Raw genomic sequence first — 17029 nt, 5'->3', positions numbered from 1 at the left:
TTCGAGGAGTACGATCATGCGCCGTCTAGTCCTGTTTCTATGCAGCCTGTGCCTGGCCATCCCGGTCCTGGCTGCCGATGCCGCCAAGCCCGAGCGCAAGGAAGTCTTCGGTGATGTGACCGTTCACTACAGCGTCTTCAACTCCGGCTTCCTGCAACCGGCGACGGCCCAGGCTGCTGGCCTTGTACGCAGCAAGAACCAGGGCGTGCTGAACATCACCGTTCTCAAGGACGGCAAGCCCAGCGCCGCCTCGGTCAGCGGCACGGTCAGTGACCTGACCAGCCGTAAGACCGACCTTACCTTCAAGCAGGTCAATGATCAGGGCGCGACGTACTACATTGCCCAGTTCCCGGTGCAGCAGCCAGAAACCTACACCTTCACGGTCACTGTCGGTGCCGCTGGCAAAACCAACAGTTTCAGCTTTAACCAGGAAGTATTCCCAGGCGAATGATGACTTTTCCACAGCTCGTATTGGCCAGCCATAACGCCGGCAAACTGAAAGAACTCCAGGCCATGCTCGGCGACTCGGTTCAACTGCGTTCAATCGGTGAATTCAGTAGCGTAGAGCCCGAGGAAACCGGCCTGTCGTTCGTTGAGAATGCCATCCTCAAAGCCCGTAATGCGGCGCGTATTTCCGGGTTGCCGGCCTTGGCCGACGATTCAGGGCTGGCCGTGGACGCCCTCGGTGGCGCCCCAGGCATCTACTCGGCACGCTACGCCGATGGCCAGGGCGACGCGGCCAACAACGCCAAGCTGCTCGACGTTCTCAAGGACGTTCCACACGACCAGCGCACAGCCCAGTTCGTTTGCGTGCTGGCACTGGTACGGCACGCTGACGATCCGCTACCCATTCTCTGCGAAGGTCTCTGGCACGGTCGCATCCTGACCGAAGCCAGCGGTGCCAACGGCTTTGGTTATGACCCGCTGTTCTGGGTGCCGGAGCGCAACTGCTCGAGCGCCGAGTTGAACCCGGTCGAGAAAAATCAGCTGAGCCACCGTGCTCGCGCCATGAGCCTGCTGCGACAGCGCCTGGGCCTGGGCCTGGCATGACCGAGCATTCACCAGCACAGCCTCTGCACCTGAGCGAGGCTGGCTTCAGCTCCCAGGCACCTCGGCTGGCGCTGCCACAGCTGCCACCCCTTGCGCTGTATATCCACATCCCCTGGTGCGTGCGCAAATGCCCGTACTGCGACTTCAACTCTCATGCGGCCAGTGCCGAGCTGCCAGAAGAGGCCTATGTCGACGCACTCCTGGCTGACCTTGAGCAGGAGTTGCCTGCCGTCTATGGCCGGCCGCTGAGTTCGATCTTCTTCGGTGGTGGCACCCCTAGCCTGTTCAGCGCACAGGCACTGGGCCGGTTGCTGGCCGGTGTCGAACAACGCATCCCGTTCGCCAGTGACATTGAAATCACCCTGGAGGCCAACCCCGGAACGTTCGAGCAGGAGAAGTTCACCGCCTACCGGCAACTGGGCATCAACCGCCTGTCGATCGGCATCCAGAGCTTCCAACAGGCCAAGCTCGAAGCCCTGGGGCGTATCCACAACGGTGAAGAAGCCGTGCGTGCGGCCGACATGGCACGACGGGCCGGGTTCGACAACTTCAACCTGGACCTGATGCACGGTTTGCCCGATCAGTCCCTGGATGACGCCCTGAGCGACCTGCGCCAAGCCATCGCCATGGGCCCGACCCACCTGTCCTGGTACCAGCTGACCCTGGAGCCGAACACGGTGTTCTGGAACCAGCCACCGGTGCTGCCCGAAGACGACATCCTCTGGGATATCCAGGAAGCCGGCCAGGCCCTGCTTGCCGAGCATGGCTACGCCCAGTACGAAGTGTCCGCCTACGCCCAGCCCGGGCGCGCTGCGCGGCACAACCTGAACTACTGGAGCTTCGGCGACTTCATCGGTATTGGCGCGGGCGCCCATGGCAAACTCAGCCACCCGGACGGGCGCATCGTGCGCACCTGGAAGACTCGCCTGCCCAAGGACTACCTGAACCCGGCCAAAGCCTTCAAGGCGGGTGAAAAGCTGTTGCCCGTTGAGGAGCTGCCGTTCGAGTTCCTGATGAACGCCCTGCGCCTGACTCAAGGGGTGGACGCGGAGCTGTTCAGCCAGCGTACCGGGCTGCCGATGGAACAGTTGGCGGCGGCACGTCGCGAAGCCGAACAAAAGGGACTTTTGCAGGTCGAACCGACGCGACTGGTGGCCACGCCACGCGGCCAGTTGTTCCTCAACGACCTGCTGCAGTATTTCTTGACCTAAGGATTGCGAATGGACTTGGTACTCGACCTGCTCTCAACCGTTTCCCGCTGGAGCCGCAGTAACCTGTCGGAGATTTCCTTGGCGCTGGTCGGCTGCCTGCTGGTGCTGTTCGGCACGGATATCAAGGGCTGGATCGAACAACGGATCGGCAATCTGGCGGGCGCCTTGCGCGTCCCGTTCATGGCCCTGCTGTGCCTGATCGGCAGTGGTGCGGCGCTGATCTATGCCACACCCTGGGTGGTGCGCGGCCTGAGCCAGTTCAACAACTATGCCCTGGCACCGGTACTGCTGGTGGTACTGGTGCTGATCGGCGTTGTCGCCGACCGCCGCTGACCTGCAGGAGCCGGCAGTGCCGGCTCGCGCAGAGGCTTACGCCAGCTTCTCGAACTTCAAGTCCCAGACGCCATGCCCGAGCCGCTCACCGCGACGCTCGAACTTGGTAACCGGGCGCTCTTCAGGTCGCGGTACGCATTTGCCGTCCGCTGCCAGGTTGCGGTAACCCGGTGCAACGTTCATGACTTCCAGCATGTACTCGGCATAGGGCTCCCAGTCCGTGGCCATGTGCAGCACACCACCGACCTTCAGCTTGCTGCGTACCAGCTCGGCGAATGCCGGCTGAACAATGCGCCGCTTGTGGTGACGGCTCTTGTGCCAAGGGTCCGGGAAGAACAGCAGCAAGCGATCAAGGCTGTTGTCAGCCACGCACTTGTTCAGCACTTCGATGGCATCGCAGTCATACACCCGCAGGTTCTTCAGGCCCTGGGTCAGCACGCCATTGAGCAGCGCACCGACACCCGGCCGGTGTACTTCGACACCGATGAAGTCCTGTTCAGGCGCAGCAGCGGCCATTTCCAACAGGGAATGGCCCATGCCGAAACCAATCTCCAGCGTGCGCGGCGCGGCGCGACCGAAAACCTGGTCGAAATCCACCGGGCTGTCGCTCAGCGGCAGGACAAACAGCGGCGCGCCCTGGTCCAGACCACGCTGCTGGCCTTCAGTCATGCGGCCGGCACGCATCACAAAACTCTTGATGCGGCGGTGTTGACGCTCTTCGCCTTCAGGAGAGATCGGCGGTTGTTGCGATTCAGTCATCGGGAGCTCTTACTTGATCAGACCATCCAGCGGCGACGAGGCGCTGGCATAGAGTTTTTTCGGCATACGACCGGCCAGGTACGCCAGGCGGCCGGCAACGATTGCATGTTTCATGGCCTCGGCCATCATGATCGGCTGCTGGGCATGGGCAATCGCCGAGTTCATCAGCACGGCCTCGCAACCCAGCTCCATGGCAATGGTCGCGTCCGAGGCGGTACCGACACCGGCGTCGACCAGCACAGGCACCTTGGCTTCTTCCAGGATGATTTGCAGGTTGTACGGATTGCAGATGCCCAGGCCGGTGCCAATCAGGCCCGCCAGCGGCATCACGGCAATGCAGCCAGCTTCGGCCAGTTGCCGGGCGATGATCGGATCATCGCTGGTGTACACCATCACGTCGAAACCGTCCTTGACCAGCACTTCGGCGGCCTTCAGGGTTTCGATCACATTGGGGAACAGGGTCTTCTGGTCCGCCAGCACTTCCAGCTTCACCAGGTTGTGCCCATCGAGCAGTTCGCGGGCCAGGCGGCAGGTACGCACGGCTTCGACGGCGTCATAGCAACCGGCGGTGTTCGGCAGGATGGTGTAGCGGTCTGGCGGCAGCACGTCGAGCAGGTTCGGCTCGCCCGGGTTCTGGCCGATGTTGGTACGGCGCACGGCGACGGTGACGATCTCAGCCCCCGAGGCCTCGATGGCCAGACGGGTTTCTTCCATGTCACGGTACTTGCCGGTACCCACCAGCAGGCGCGACTGGAAGGTACGGCCAGCCAGGGTGAAAGGCTTGTCGCTACGAACATTGCTCATCGGAAATCCTCTTGGGGGTTGAGGGGCTTGCAGGTGAATCGCGGGGCGGCCTAGCCGCCACCAATGGCGTGGACGACTTCGACCTGATCGCCTTCGCGCAGGGCGGTGGCGGCGTGCTGACTGCGCGGCACGATATCCAGGTTGAGTTCCACTGCAATCCGGCGGCCGACCAACTCCAGCCGGGTCAACAATGCCTCGACGGTCGTACCGTCAGGCAGCTCATAGGGTTCACCGTTCAATTGAATGCGCATGCGGACGGCAGCCATTATTTTCAGGGGGCCAGCATTCTAGCCCCGATCCACGCGGATGACCAAGGCAAAGCAGCGCCATTCGTCCCGGTTTTCGACCGATCAGTCAACTCAAGCGCCAGGCGGTAAGCCCCAGGCACAACCAGCCCGCGAGGAATGCCGCGCCGCCCAGTGGCGTGATGATGCCCAGCTTGCCGACGCCGGTGAGTGTCAGCAGGTACAGGCTGCCGGAGAACAGCACGATACCCAGGCTGAACAGGCCACCGGCCCAACCCACCAGGCGCCCGGGGAGCTGCGTGGCGAGCAACGCTACCGCCAGCAGGGCTAGGGTGTGAATCAGTTGATACGTGACCCCGGTTTGAAAGATCGCCAGGTACTCACTGCTCAAGCGTGCTTTCAGGCCGTGGGCGGCAAAGGCGCCAAGGGCGACACCGGTAAAACCGAAAAAGGCAGCGAGCAACAAGAAACTACGAAGCATAAGACAACTCCCAGTCAGGACCATGGCGAGGCAGAGGGTCTGTATAATGGCCCGCTCCATCGGTTCGGCCAAGCCATCTCTCTTATGCTGTCATCCCTACTGCGTCGCCTCACTCGTGCCCTGCTCTGGTTCGCGGCCGGCAGTGCCCTGCTGGTGCTGCTCTTTCGCTGGGTGCCGCCACCGGGCACTGCACTGATGGTCGAGCGCAAGGTTGCCTCCTGGTTCAACGGTCAACCGATAGACCTGCAGCGCGACTGGCAACCCTGGGAACAGATCTCTGACGATCTGAAAGTGGCGGTGATCGCCGGAGAAGATCAGAAATTCCCTGAGCATTGGGGCTTCGATTTCACGGCAATCCAGGCCGCGCTGGCCCACAACGAACGTGGTGGCAGCATCCGCGGGGCCAGCACGCTGAGCCAGCAGGTGGCGAAGAACCTGTTTCTCTGGTCGGGGCGTAGCTGGTTGCGCAAGGGGCTGGAAGCCTGGTTCACGGCGCTGATCGAGGTGTTTTGGTCGAAAGAGCGCATCCTTGAGGTGTACCTCAACAGCGCTGAATGGGATGACGGGGTGTTTGGCGCACAGGCCGCCGCCCGGCACCATTTCGGTGTCAACGCCCGTAACCTGTCCCAGCAACAGGCCAGCCTGCTCGCTGCCGTGCTGCCCAGCCCACGCAAATGGAGCGCCAGCCACCCCAGCAGCTACGTCGCGCGACGTGCCAGCTGGATACGCCAGCAGATGCGCCAGTTGGGCGGCAGCAGTTACCTGAGCTTGCTCGACAGCCGACGTGCAGCGCCCTGGAATCAGTAAGCCGCTGCCCTGTATCACTGGCAAGCCAGTTGCCACACGATGTGAACAAGGCCATGCAGTACAGGTCGCCCTATTGAGCAAACGCCTGCAAAACAAAAGCCCCTGGCCTTTCGGTCAGGGGCTTTGTTTGTAAGGCTTGGCGCAGCGCCTTACAGCCCGTCGAGCAGGGCCTTGTTGCGTACCGCACCCTTGTCGGCGCTGGTGGCCAGCAGGGCGTAGGCTTTCAGCGCAGTGGTCACTTTACGTGGGCGCACTTCAACCGGTTTCCAGCCTTTCTTGTCCTGCTCAACCCGGCGTGCAGCCAGTTCGGCGTCGTCCACCAGCAGGTTGATCGAGCGGTTCGGGATGTCGATCAGCACTTTGTCGCCATCACGTACCAGGCCGATTGCACCACCGGCTGCCGCTTCTGGCGAAGCATGGCCAATCGACAGGCCCGAGGTACCGCCAGAGAAACGACCGTCGGTCAGCAGCGCGCAAGCCTTGCCCAGACCTTTGGACTTCAGGTACGAGGTCGGGTAGAGCATCTCTTGCATGCCCGGGCCGCCTTTCGGACCTTCGTAACGGATGATGACGATGTCACCTTCCTTCACTTCGTCGGCGAGGATGCCGCGTACCGCGCTGTCCTGGCTTTCGAAGATCTTCGCGTTGCCTTCGAACACGTGGATCGACTCATCGACGCCAGCAGTTTTCACCACGCAGCCGTCCAGGGCGATGTTGCCGTAAAGCACAGCCAGGCCGCCTTCTTGCGAGTAGGCGTGCTCAACGCTGCGAATGCAGCCGTTTTCACGGTCGGCATCGAGGGTTTCCCAACGGGTCGACTGGCTGAAGGCGGTCTGGGTCGGAATACCGGCCGGGCCCGCGCGGAAGAAGGTATGCACCTCGGGGTCATCGCTCTGGGTGATGTCCCACTTGGCAATGGCATCGGCCATGGTCTTGCTGTGTACGGTCGGCAGGTCGGTATGCAACAGGCCACCACGGGCCAGTTCACCGAGGATGCTGATGATGCCACCGGCGCGGTGCACATCTTCCATATGGTACTTCTGGATGTTCGGCGCCACTTTGCACAACTGCGGCACTTTGCGCGACAGGCGATCGATGTCGCGCAGGTCGAAGTCGATTTCGGCTTCCTGGGCCGCGGCCAGCAGGTGCAGGATGGTGTTGGTCGATCCGCCCATGGCGATGTCCAGGGTCATGGCGTTCTCGAACGCCTTGAAGCTGGCGATATTGCGCGGCAGAACGCTCTGATCGTTCTCGCCGTAGTAACGCTTGCACAGCTCGACGATGGTCCGGCCAGCCTGCAAGAACAGTTGTTCGCGGTCGCTGTGGGTGGCCAGGGTCGAGCCGTTGCCCGGCAGGGCCAGGCCCAGGGCCTCGGTCAGGCAGTTCATCGAGTTGGCGGTGAACATGCCGGAGCAGGAACCGCAGGTCGGGCAGGCGCTGCGCTCATACTCGGCGACCTTTTCATCGGAGGCCGAGGAGTCGGCTGCGATGACCATGGCGTCGACCAGGTCCAGGCCGTGGCTGGCCAGCTTGGTCTTGCCGGCTTCCATCGGGCCGCCGGAAACGAAGATCACCGGGATGTTCAGGCGCAGGGCGGCCATCAGCATGCCGGGGGTGATCTTGTCGCAGTTGGAGATGCAGACAATGGCGTCGGCGCAGTGAGCGTTGACCATGTACTCGACCGAGTCGGCGATGATCTCGCGGCTTGGCAGCGAGTAGAGCATGCCGTCATGGCCCATGGCGATGCCATCATCGACCGCGATGGTGTTGAATTCCTTGGCCACGCCACCGGCGCGTTCAATCTCACGGGCGACCAGTTGGCCGAGGTCCTTGAGGTGGACGTGGCCCGGTACGAACTGGGTGAACGAGTTGGCAATGGCGATGATCGGTTTCTTGAAATCGTCGTCTTTCATACCCGTGGCGCGCCACAGGGCGCGTGCGCCGGCCATGTTGCGGCCGTGGGTGGACGTTTTCGAGCGGTAATCTGGCATGGAGCACTCCTGGCGGCTAAGCAGGTAACAAAAAGGGGAGTGAGCGTCTCTTGTCCTTTGCACCGAAGGCAGGTGGCCGCTGGTGCGGATGAAGCCGAGAACGCCGCGGGATCGCCGTGCGCTCGGCCAGAGCTCATAAACCCGCCGGGGATGACTGGCGATGAATAGGCCGATTCTACACGGCTGGCCGCGGGAAGGAATGGCGCTATAGCGGGTTGGTGCGTCAGCGGTGCCTCCAAGGGGAAAATCTGGCGGCACTTGGTTAGACTGCCGCCCTTCGCAGCTCCCCCGGCAAAAGGACTTGGCATGCCCGCGTTATCCCCTTCGTTATATTTCTATCTGCTCGTTGGCGCCCTTCAGGGGCTGTTGCTCTTGAGCGCACTTTGGCTGGAGATCCCCTGGATCAGCACCATGCTGGTGACACTGGCTACCGTCGGCGGGATCAACCTGCAACTGCTCGGGCGTTCAGTGCTGCAGCGCGGCACCTGGGTACTGGTTGCACTGATGACATTGGTGATGACGGCGATCAGCGGCTGGGTCTTTTCCGACAACGGCTCGCAGTGGCTGCAAGGGTCCTGGGTGGTCTGCGCAAGCCTGCTGGGCTACATCGGCTGCGCCTTCATCGCCAGTTGGCCAACCCGTGAAGGCCGCTGGCCACGCTATGAAGACCTGTTCAGGCATGCCTGGAACAACATCTTCATCGTGCTGCTCGCCCAGCAGCTGATCATGGTGGTGATGCTGCTGGTGCTGTTGTGTGGTGCGCTGTTCAAGATGCTGGGCGTGCCGCAGGTCAAGGCGGTGCTCGAGTCACCACTGTTCCTCGCGATCGCCCTGACACTGGTGTTTTCCCTCGGCATGCGCATAGGCCGCGAGAAAGAGACGGTCATTGGGCTGCTGCGTGGCGTGCTGCTGGCGGTGTGCCGCTTCCTGCTGCCATTCGGAGCACTGATGACCGTGCTGTTCATCCTGACCTTGCCATTCAGTGGTCTGCAACCGGTCTGGGATACCGGTTCTTCGACCCTGATCCTGCTGTGCCTGGTGGGGCTTAACCTGTTTCTGGTCAATGGTGTGTTCCAGGACGGTCACGACAGCGCCCCATACGCCAGAGGCTTGCGGCTTTTGGTGGAGTTGTCCCTGCTGTGCTTGCCGGTGCTGGTCGTACTGGCGGGCTACTCGACCTGGCTGCGCATTGAGCAATACGGCCTGACGCCGCAACGTTTCATGGCGATCCCACTGCTGCTGGTCGCGCTGCTGTATAGCCTTGCGGCGGTGTGGGCGGTTATTCGCCGGCAGCCGGTGTGGCTGGGGCATCTGCGTACCAGCAACCCGCCCATTGCCCTGTTTGGCTGCGTAGTGTTGGTACTGGTGCATACGCCACTGGTGAGCCCTGAAACCTGGAGCGCAAAGCACCAGGTGCAACGCCTGCTCAGCGGGCGTACAGCGGTGGCGGACTTCGATGCCTGGACCCTGCGTTACCGGCTTGGTGCGCCTGGAATCGAGCAGCTCGAATGGCTCACGGCCGAAGTGGACCGCGGGCAGATTCTGGACGCTCAAGGGCGCGAGCAGCTGCGTGAGATTTTGAAAGAGCCGACCTACCGCTCGAACTCGGCAGAATTTGACGGCCGTGATAACGCCTTGAAGATCGAGTGGGTCGGCAATACCGAGGACGGTGTCGAGACGATGCTGAAAGGCGCGTTCATCGGCATGCATTGCCAGGGGGCTGGTTGCGTACTGCACGCCATGGACCTGAACGACGACGGTCGCAACGAGGTGCTGCTCGTGTCCAAGGAGGAATGGGCGTTCAAGGCTTACATTCTGGAGCGTGATGAGCACGGCGAGTGGCGAGCGGCTGCAGACCTGGAGGGGCAGGACGACCCGGCGCGCGTGATCGAGTTGATCCGCCAGGGTGCGCTAAAGCCGGTCAAACCACGCTTTAACACGTTCAACATCGACGGTGTGGAACTGAGCGCATTGCCAACGCACGACTAGGTGTTGAGCTGCCGAGCAGCCCAACACCGGCACCGCATGTTAGCTGTTAGGCAGCAAACGGCAGGTCAGGCTCTTGATGTAGCGGGTTTCCGGAATCGCCGGGTGTACCGGGTGATCCGGGCCCTGGCCGCCACGTTCCAGCAACTGGATGTTGCGGTCCAGGTGGCGGGCGCTGGTCAGCAGAATGTTCTGCAGGTCGTCTTCAGGCAGGTGCATCGAGCACGACGCGCTGACCAGAATGCCGTCCTTGGTGAGCAGGCGCATGGCTTGCTCGTTCAGGCGACGATAGGCGCCCTCGCCGTTCTTCAGGTCTTTCTTGCGCTTGATGAACGCCGGTGGGTCGGCCACGATCACGTCGAAACGCTCTTCGGCAGCTTTCAGTTCTTTCAGTGCTTCAAATACATCACCTTCGACGCAGGTGACCTTCTCGGCAATACCGTTGAGTGCAGCGTTACGCTCAACGCCGTCCAGGGCAAAGCCCGAAGCGTCGACGCAGAACACTTCGCTGGCGCCAAAGGCACCGGCCTGCACGCCCCAGCCACCGATGTAGCTGAACAGGTCGAGAACACGCTTGCCTTTGACGTACGGCGCCAGGCGCGCACGGTTCATGCGGTGGTCATAGAACCAGCCGGTTTTCTGGCCTTCCATCACCGGCGCTTCGAACTTCACGCCGTTTTCCTCCAGTGCAACCCACTCGGGCACCAGGCCGAATGCGGTTTCCACGTAGCGGTTCAGCCCTTCGGCATCACGTGCGGCGGAGTCGTTCTTGAACAGGATGCCACTTGGCTTGAGCACCTGGACCAACGCGGCAAGGATGTCGTCGCGGTGCAGTTCCATGGTGGCCGAAGCCAGTTGCACGACCAGAATGTCGCCGAAACGGTCGACCACCAGGCCCGGCAGCAGGTCGGAATCACCGTAGACCAAGCGGTAGTAAGGCTTGTCGAACAGGCGCTCACGCAGCGACAGGGCCACATTCAGGCGGTGCACCAGCAGCGACTTGTCCAGCGGCAGCTTGGCATCACGCGACAGCAGGCGAGCACAGATCAAGTTGTTCGGGCTCATGGCGACGATGCCAAGGGCTTTACCGCCCGCGGCTTCCAGCACGGCCTGATCACCGGCCTTGAAGCCATGCAGCGGGGTCGCGGCGACGTCGATTTCGTTGCTGTAAACCCATAGATGGCCGGCGCGCAGGCGGCGGTCGGCGTTGGCTTTGAGGCGAAGGCTGGGCAGGGACATGACGTCGCTCCGGAAAAAAGAGCGGGAGTATAACGCGTCGACGAGCTTCAACGCGTGGCCGAGGATAAATAGCCGCCAAGTGGTGAACCGAGGTGGCAATTAGTTGCAATTGCGCCATCTGCCGGTGTTACTTGGGCGCAGGGCAAGGTTAAAATCGCCGCTCAGCCCCGAGTGTGTACTTATGTCCCAAGAACTCTCCTCCGAACAGATTCAGCAGGCCCTTCAGGGCATCAGTGTACCGCCCCAGCCGCAAATCATGGTTGATCTGCAAATGGAGCAGTACATGCCTGATCCAGACCTGGAGGTGATCGCCAAGCTGATATCCCAGGATCCGGGGCTTTCTGGGGCACTGCTCAAGCTGGTCAACTCAGCGCATTTCGGCCTGACCAACAAGATCGCTTCGATTCAGCGCGCGGTGAATCTGCTCGGTAGCCGTTCGATCATCAACCTGATCAATGCGCAGTCGATCAAGGGCGAGATGAGCGATGAAACCATCGTCACCTTGAACCGTTTCTGGGACAACGCCCAGGACGTGGCCATGACCTGCATGACCCTGGCAAAGCGTTTGGGCTCGCAAGCAGTGGACGAGGCCTATGCCCTGGGGCTGTTCCACGACTGTGGCATCCCGCTGATGCTCAAGCGTTTCCCGGAGTACATGAGCGTGGTCGAAGACGCCTACGCCAGCGCCGGGCCCGGCCAACGGGTGGTCGATACCGAAAACCAGGTGTTCAACACCAACCATGCCGTGGTCGGCTACTACACCGCCAAGTCGTGGCGCCTGCCGGAACACCTGAGCAATGCCATTGCCAATCATCACAACGCCCTGGCGGTATTCAGTGATGAATCGGCGCGTAACAGCCAGTTGAAGAACCTGCTGTCGATCCTGAAGATGGCCGAGCATATTTGCGCTTCGCACCGGGTGCTGGGTGGCCAGAGCGAAGACCATGAGTGGAACACCATCAGCCATCTGGTGCTCGATTACGTCGGCTTGCCTGAGTACGACTTCGAAAACCTCAAGCAAACCATCCGCGACCTGGGTGGGCATTGATCGATGCCTGAATTGCCAGAGGTCGAAACAACACGACGCGGGATCGCGCCCTATCTGGAAGGTCAGCGGGTCAAACGGGTGATCGTGCGTGACCGGCGCCTGCGCTGGCCGATCCCCGAAGACCTTGATGTTCGCCTCTCAGGCCAGCGTATCGTCAGCGTCGAACGGCGGGCCAAGTACCTGCTGATCAACGCCGAAGTCGGTACATTGATCAGTCACCTGGGCATGTCCGGCAACTTGCGGCTGGTAGAAATCGGCCTGCCAGCGCTCAAGCACGAGCACGTGGACATCGAGCTGGAGTCCGGGCTGGCACTGCGTTACACCGACCCCCGGCGCTTTGGCGCGATGCTCTGGAGCCTCGACCCACTGCACCATGAACTGCTGATCAAGCTGGGGCCTGAGCCGCTGACCGATCTGTTTGACGGTGAGCGCCTGTTCCAGCTATCGCGGGGACGCTCAATGGCGGTCAAGCCATTCATCATGGACAACGCGGTGGTGGTGGGCGTCGGCAATATCTATGCGACCGAGGCGTTGTTTGCCGCCGGCATTGACCCTCGACGCGAAGCGGGGAGCATTTCCCGGGCGCGCTACCTGAAACTGGCTATCGAAATAAAACGAATCCTGGCCAGTGCCATCGAGCGTGGCGGTACCACCTTGCGTGACTTTATCGGTGGCGACGGCCAGCCTGGCTATTTCCAGCAGGAACTGTTCGTTTACGGGCGCGGGGAAGAACCGTGCAAGGTGTGTGGCAGCACCTTGCGAGAAGTACGCCTCGGGCAGCGCGCCAGCGTGTACTGCCCGCACTGCCAGACCTGAGCAGCCTCAGCGTGGACTGAATACCTCGGAGGTGCCCAGCCCGCGTGGATCGCTGGCCGCCTCCAGAGTATGCCCGGCCTTGTCCCAGAACAGCACCTGTTGATTGCCATAGGCGCGGCCCACGTCCTTGAGCGTGTAACCACGCGCCTGCAACTCGCGCTGCTGCTCGGCACTGAACGCCCCCGGCTCGTGTTCGACCACGTCCGGCAGGTACTGGTGGTGGTAGCGCGGTACCGCTGGCCACGTGGCCACGGGCCGGCCATCAAGAAACGCCATGACCGATAACAGCACCATGCTCGGGATGCGGCTGCCGCCAGGCGTACCAAAGGCGGCGAACTGGCTGGGGCTCTCGATAAACGTGGGGCTCATGCTCGACAGCGGTCGCTTGCCGGCGGCTACCGCATTGGCCTGGCTGCCGGCCAGCCCGTAGCTGTTGCTGCCGCTGGGGTCTGCTGCAAAGTCGTCCATTTCATTGTTCAGCACCACACCCGTACCTGGGGCACTGTAAGCGGCACCAAACGGCAGGTTGACCGACAAGGTAGCCGCTACCGCATTGCCTTCGGCGTCGATCACAGCGAAATGAGTGGTGTGGTCGCCTTCGCGCCAGGCCGGCGCTGGCGGCAAATCGACACTGGGGGTCGCCTTGTAGGTATCAATGCCATCGGCCAACCCCTGCAGGTAACCGCGCGAAAGCAACTGGGGGATCGGGTTACTGACGTAATCCGGATCGCCCAGCAGGCCACGGTCTCGGTAGGCGCGGCGCAGCACTTCAAGCACGTAATGACTGCGCTGTACGCTGTCGGCGCTCTGCCAGGGCAGGCGCTGAAGCATGGCCAGGCTCTGTGCCAGGGCCACACCACCGGCAGACGGCGGTGGTGCGCTGATCAGCTCGCGGTGCTCGGCCAGCGGGTAGCGCAACGGTTCACGGTGAACGACGCGGTAGTCGTTCAGGTCGTCCTGGCGCCAGATACCGCCTGCACCCTGCACGCCACTGAGCAGTGCCTTGGCCGTGGCGCCGGCATAGAAGCCGTCATGACCCTGCTCGGCCAAGCGTGTCAGGGTGACGGCCAGTTCAGGCTGGCGGATGAACGTACCCAACGCCGGGACGTCACCGTCTTTCAAGAACAAGCGCGCACTTTCCGGGTCGTCACGCAGGGCAGCCAGGCGCATCTGGGCACGGTCGCGGTAAACCCGGTCGACAGCAAAACCCTGATTGGCCAGGCGAATGGCCGGCGCCAGCGAGCGGTTTAGCGGCAGCCTGCCGTAGTTGGCAGCGAGGTCGGCCAGCGCGGCAGGCAGGCCTGGAATAGCGGCAGCCAGCGGCCCATTGATCGACAGGCCCGGTTGAACCTTGCCGTCCTTGAGGTACAGGGTCGCGGTGGCCTTGCCCGGCGCACGCTCGCGGGCATCGATGAACTGATAGCGGACCGGTGAGCCGGGTTGGCGCAGCAGGAAGAACCCACCGCCACCCAGCCCAGAACCATAAGGCTCAACCACCGCCAGGGCGGCACTCACGGCAATTGCCGCATCGAACGCGTTACCGCCCTGCTCCAGCATTTCCCGGGCGGCTGCCGTGGCTTCCGGGTGCGGGCTGGCAATCGCCGCCCGCCCCGGGCCGTCGGCCAAGGCCTGCGTGGCACACAGCGCCAGCGCGGCGCCAAGCAACAGTGAGCGAAGCGCGGCGCTACCGGTCATCAGGCCTTGCCGGTGATCTTGCGGTACTTGATCATCAGTTCTTCATGGGTTTCCGGGTGGGCTTCATCCAGCGGGATGCAGTCAACCGGGCAAACCTGTTGGCATTGCGGTTCGTCGTAGTGACCGACGCACTGGGTGCACAGGTTCGGGTCGATCACGTAGATCTCTTCGCCCTGGGAAATAGCGGCGTTCGGGCACTCGGGTTCGCAGACGTCGCAGTTGATGCAGTCGTCGGTGATGATCAGGGACATGGGGACTCCGGCCTGGGCATCTGGCCCTGGCATGTGAAAACCAATGGCGTAATTGTGCCGCATTAGCGCCCGCGATGCACGCGGGCGCTCGGTTCAGGCCGGAAGAATCACTTCTTGAAGCGTTGGGTCAGGGCGTCGGCCACCGCTGGATGAACGAACTTGCTGATGTCTCCACCCAAGGCTGCGATTTCACGCACCAAGGTGGAGGAGATAAACGAATAGCGTTCGGAGGGCGTCAGGAACAGGCTCTCGACATCCGGGGCCAATTGGCGGTTCATGTTCGCCAGCTGGAACTCGTACTCGAAGTCGGACACTGCGCGCAAACCTCGCAGGAAGACATTGGCTTGCTGCTCCTTGGCAAAATGCGCCAGCAGCGTGGAGAAGCCGATGACTTCGACATTGGGCAGATGACGGGTGACCTCGCGCGCCAACTCGACCCGTTGTTCCAGTGGGAACAGCGGGTTCTTCTTGGGACTGGCGGCAACCGCGATAATCACGTGGTCGAACAGGCGCGAGGCGCGTTCGACCAGATCGCCATGGCCCTTGGTAATAGGGTCGAATGTCCCTGGGTACAACACTCGGTTCATCGCGTCGTCCTGGCAGGAGTGCGTTGGGGAGTCGGATGGTAGCGCAGCCTCTGCAGTCGGCCAAGTCGCATGCACAGGCTGATGGCACTATAGACAGCATGAATAAGGCTTGTCACCCGCCTTTCGACAGGCGCTTGGCCAAGGCATCACTGAGCCTGGCGCTCAGGCCATACACCGATAACTGTGGGTTGGCGCCAATGCTGGTAGGGAACAACGAGCCGTCGTGAATCGACAGATTGGCCAACTGATGATGCTGGCCAAGGCTATTGCACACTGCCTGGCGCGGGTCTTCACCCATGGCGCAGCCACCCATGACATGGGCGCTGCCCAAGCGGACAAGATAGCGTTCGAGGTTCAGGCCGTCGATCATCAGCCGGGCTTCGGCCAGGCTTTTCACGTAATGCGCGTCACTGTGCAGCGGCAGCACCGCCTGTGCCCCAGCCGCGAACTGGATCTCGGCCATGCTGTGGAAGGCGCGACGCAGGCCATCCCAGATGTAATCGGATATCGAATAGTCGAGCACGGGTGAACCATCATCACGCAGCGACACCTCGCCACCGACACTCTGTGGATGGAAGCCGTCACGCATGAGGGCCAGCATGACATGGGTGTTCGGCAGTTGCGCCATGCGCAGGGCATTCTCGCGGCCAAAGTGACCTAGCAGGGTACTGGCCAGCGCCGGGTGCAGGGGCGGCACCTCCAGCTTGTAGGCCATGGGCCCGGTAACGCCGTCACGCCATTGAAAATGGTCGGAGTAGATCGACTGAGGGGCGCCGTAAAACGGGTTCACGGTGTCCTTGAACTGCGCGGCGCTGAAATTGACCAGGTGCAAGAAGGTGCGCTTGCCAAGACGTTGATGTGGGTCTGGCGCATCGGAGCGCAACAACAAGGCCGGGCTGTTGATACCGCCACCGGCCAGCACATAGTGCTGCGCCTTGATGGTGATGCGCCGGCCCGTGGGCGAAACGCAGCGGCTGTCCATGGCCACACACTCCAACTGTGCGATACGTTCGCCGTTATGCACCAGCCGCTCGGCACGGGCCAGGTACAGCAGCTCGCCGCCGCGCTCCAGCGTCGCCGGAATACTGGTGACCAGCATCGACTGCTTGGCGTTGACCGGGCACCCCATACCGCAATAGCCCAGGTTCCAGCAGCCACGCACATTGCGAGGAATGACCTTCCAGGCGTAACCCAACTGCTCACAGCCGCGGCGCAGCACCTCATTGTTGGCATTCGGCGGCATGGCCCAGGGCTCAATGCCAAGGCGCTTTTCCATGCGTTCGAACCATGGCGCCAGTGCTTCGGCACTGTGGCCTTTGACCCCGTGCTCGGTGGCCCAGTGGTCCAGGGTTTGCGCCGGCGTGCGAAAACTTGAGGTCCAGTTGATCAGCGTCGTGCCACCGACCGCCCGGCCTTGCAGGATGGTAATGGCGCCGTCCTTGCTCATGCGGCCGATGCCCTCCTGATAGAGGTTGGCATAGGCCTGGTCTTCGAGCAGGTGAAAGTCGCTACTGGTCTTCAACGGCCCCTCTTCGATCAGCAGCACCTTGAGCCCGGCGGCGCTGAGCAACTCGGCAGTGGTAGCGCCGCCGGCACCGCTGCCGATGATCGCCACATCGGCTTCCAGCGTCAGATCCTGGCTCAGTGTCGAACCGTCGTAGGTCTTCCAGCCGCGGGCAAGGCCTTCGCGGAACAGATCGGGTACGGGCATGTCGGTGCTCTGGAT

At 62.2% G+C, this 17029-nt stretch carries 18 protein-coding genes; 8 read left to right on the top strand and 10 right to left on the bottom strand.

The window, feature by feature from the left end:
- Positions 1-16 precede the first annotated feature (16 nt).
- Genes AB7M23_RS07705 through AB7M23_RS07690 form a run of 4 tightly spaced genes read left to right on the top strand, consistent with a single transcriptional unit; the run spans position 17 to position 2594 of the window.
- A complete protein-coding gene (locus tag AB7M23_RS07705; RefSeq protein WP_330522221.1) occupies positions 17-451 on the top strand; it encodes a DUF4426 domain-containing protein in 435 nt (144 codons plus the stop codon).
- A complete protein-coding gene (gene rdgB / locus AB7M23_RS07700) occupies positions 448-1050 on the top strand; it encodes an RdgB/HAM1 family non-canonical purine NTP pyrophosphatase (RefSeq protein WP_454240545.1) in 603 nt (200 codons plus the stop codon). Before AB7M23_RS07705 ends, rdgB begins: the two co-directional genes overlap by 4 nt.
- Positions 1047-2261, top strand: coding sequence for a radical SAM family heme chaperone HemW (gene hemW, locus AB7M23_RS07695; RefSeq protein WP_454240544.1), 1215 nt, complete (start codon positions 1047-1049; stop codon positions 2259-2261). The genes rdgB and hemW overlap by 4 nt, the downstream gene beginning before the upstream one ends.
- A gap of 9 nt (positions 2262-2270) precedes the next feature.
- Positions 2271-2594 (top strand): DUF3392 domain-containing protein, encoded by a 324-nt coding sequence (locus AB7M23_RS07690; RefSeq protein WP_065758187.1) that lies wholly within the window; start codon positions 2271-2273, stop codon positions 2592-2594.
- Positions 2595-2630: 36 nt separating this feature from the next.
- On the opposite strand, the gene trmB is transcribed toward AB7M23_RS07690, so the two are convergent.
- From trmB to AB7M23_RS07670, 4 genes are all read right to left on the bottom strand, one after another.
- Entirely contained in the window at positions 2631-3353 is a 723-nt protein-coding gene (trmB, locus tag AB7M23_RS07685; RefSeq protein WP_102053216.1) for a tRNA (guanosine(46)-N7)-methyltransferase TrmB, read from the bottom strand.
- Positions 3354-3362: 9 nt separating this feature from the next.
- Positions 3363-4157, bottom strand: coding sequence for a thiazole synthase (locus tag AB7M23_RS07680; protein WP_065758185.1), 795 nt, complete (start codon positions 4155-4157; stop codon positions 3363-3365).
- Positions 4158-4207: 50 nt separating this feature from the next.
- Entirely contained in the window at positions 4208-4408 is a 201-nt protein-coding gene (thiS, locus tag AB7M23_RS07675) for a sulfur carrier protein ThiS (protein WP_065758231.1), read from the bottom strand.
- A gap of 103 nt (positions 4409-4511) precedes the next feature.
- Positions 4512-4883 carry a DUF423 domain-containing protein gene (locus AB7M23_RS07670; protein ID WP_163937190.1) on the bottom strand — a complete coding sequence of 124 codons (372 nt, stop codon included), beginning with the start codon at positions 4881-4883 and terminating at the stop codon, positions 4512-4514.
- 84 nt (positions 4884-4967) lie between these two features.
- Between AB7M23_RS07670 and mtgA the strand changes: the two genes are divergently transcribed.
- Positions 4968-5690, top strand: a complete 723-nt coding sequence (gene mtgA, locus AB7M23_RS07665) for a monofunctional biosynthetic peptidoglycan transglycosylase (RefSeq protein WP_065758183.1) — start codon at positions 4968-4970, stop codon at positions 5688-5690.
- A gap of 149 nt (positions 5691-5839) precedes the next feature.
- Here mtgA and ilvD read toward each other — a convergent pair whose 3' ends face one another.
- Complete coding sequence (gene ilvD, locus AB7M23_RS07660; protein ID WP_065758182.1) at positions 5840-7681, bottom strand: dihydroxy-acid dehydratase; 1842 nt, start codon at positions 7679-7681, stop codon at positions 5840-5842.
- A gap of 306 nt (positions 7682-7987) precedes the next feature.
- Between ilvD and AB7M23_RS07655 the strand changes: the two genes are divergently transcribed.
- Positions 7988-9670: a DUF4153 domain-containing protein gene (locus tag AB7M23_RS07655; RefSeq protein WP_454240543.1), complete on the top strand. Its 1683-nt coding sequence runs from the start codon at positions 7988-7990 to the stop codon at positions 9668-9670.
- A gap of 39 nt (positions 9671-9709) precedes the next feature.
- Here AB7M23_RS07655 and AB7M23_RS07650 read toward each other — a convergent pair whose 3' ends face one another.
- Positions 9710-10906, bottom strand: coding sequence for a class I SAM-dependent rRNA methyltransferase (locus AB7M23_RS07650; RefSeq protein ID WP_454240542.1), 1197 nt, complete (start codon positions 10904-10906; stop codon positions 9710-9712).
- Positions 10907-11087: 181 nt separating this feature from the next.
- Here AB7M23_RS07650 and AB7M23_RS07645 point away from each other — a divergent pair, with 181 nt between their 5' ends.
- The gene (locus tag AB7M23_RS07645; RefSeq protein ID WP_454240541.1) at positions 11088-11954 is read left to right on the top strand and encodes an HDOD domain-containing protein; all 867 of its coding nucleotides are present in this window, start codon (positions 11088-11090) and stop codon (positions 11952-11954) included.
- Positions 11955-11957: 3 nt separating this feature from the next.
- Positions 11958-12770 (top strand): bifunctional DNA-formamidopyrimidine glycosylase/DNA-(apurinic or apyrimidinic site) lyase, encoded by an 813-nt coding sequence (gene mutM / locus AB7M23_RS07640; protein ID WP_454240540.1) that lies wholly within the window; start codon positions 11958-11960, stop codon positions 12768-12770.
- A gap of 6 nt (positions 12771-12776) precedes the next feature.
- Here the strand turns inward: mutM and ggt are convergent, their stop codons facing one another.
- From ggt to AB7M23_RS07620, 4 genes are all read right to left on the bottom strand, one after another.
- Positions 12777-14465: a gamma-glutamyltransferase gene (gene ggt / locus AB7M23_RS07635; RefSeq protein WP_454240539.1), complete on the bottom strand. Its 1689-nt coding sequence runs from the start codon at positions 14463-14465 to the stop codon at positions 12777-12779.
- Entirely contained in the window at positions 14465-14716 is a 252-nt protein-coding gene (locus AB7M23_RS07630; protein ID WP_065758176.1) for a YfhL family 4Fe-4S dicluster ferredoxin, read from the bottom strand. Before AB7M23_RS07630 ends, ggt begins: the two co-directional genes overlap by 1 nt.
- Positions 14717-14823: 107 nt before the next feature.
- A complete protein-coding gene (gene coaD / locus AB7M23_RS07625) occupies positions 14824-15303 on the bottom strand; it encodes a pantetheine-phosphate adenylyltransferase (protein ID WP_065758175.1) in 480 nt (159 codons plus the stop codon).
- Positions 15304-15415: 112 nt separating this feature from the next.
- Positions 15416-17014 (bottom strand): GMC family oxidoreductase N-terminal domain-containing protein, encoded by a 1599-nt coding sequence (locus AB7M23_RS07620; protein ID WP_454240538.1) that lies wholly within the window; start codon positions 17012-17014, stop codon positions 15416-15418.
- Positions 17015-17029: the final 15 nt, after the last annotated feature.

Source organism: Pseudomonas sp. HLS-6 TE3448 (assembly GCF_053629555.1).
The sequence above is the reverse complement of the archived record's forward strand: the minus strand, read 5'-3'. Positions and strand labels throughout refer to the sequence as shown.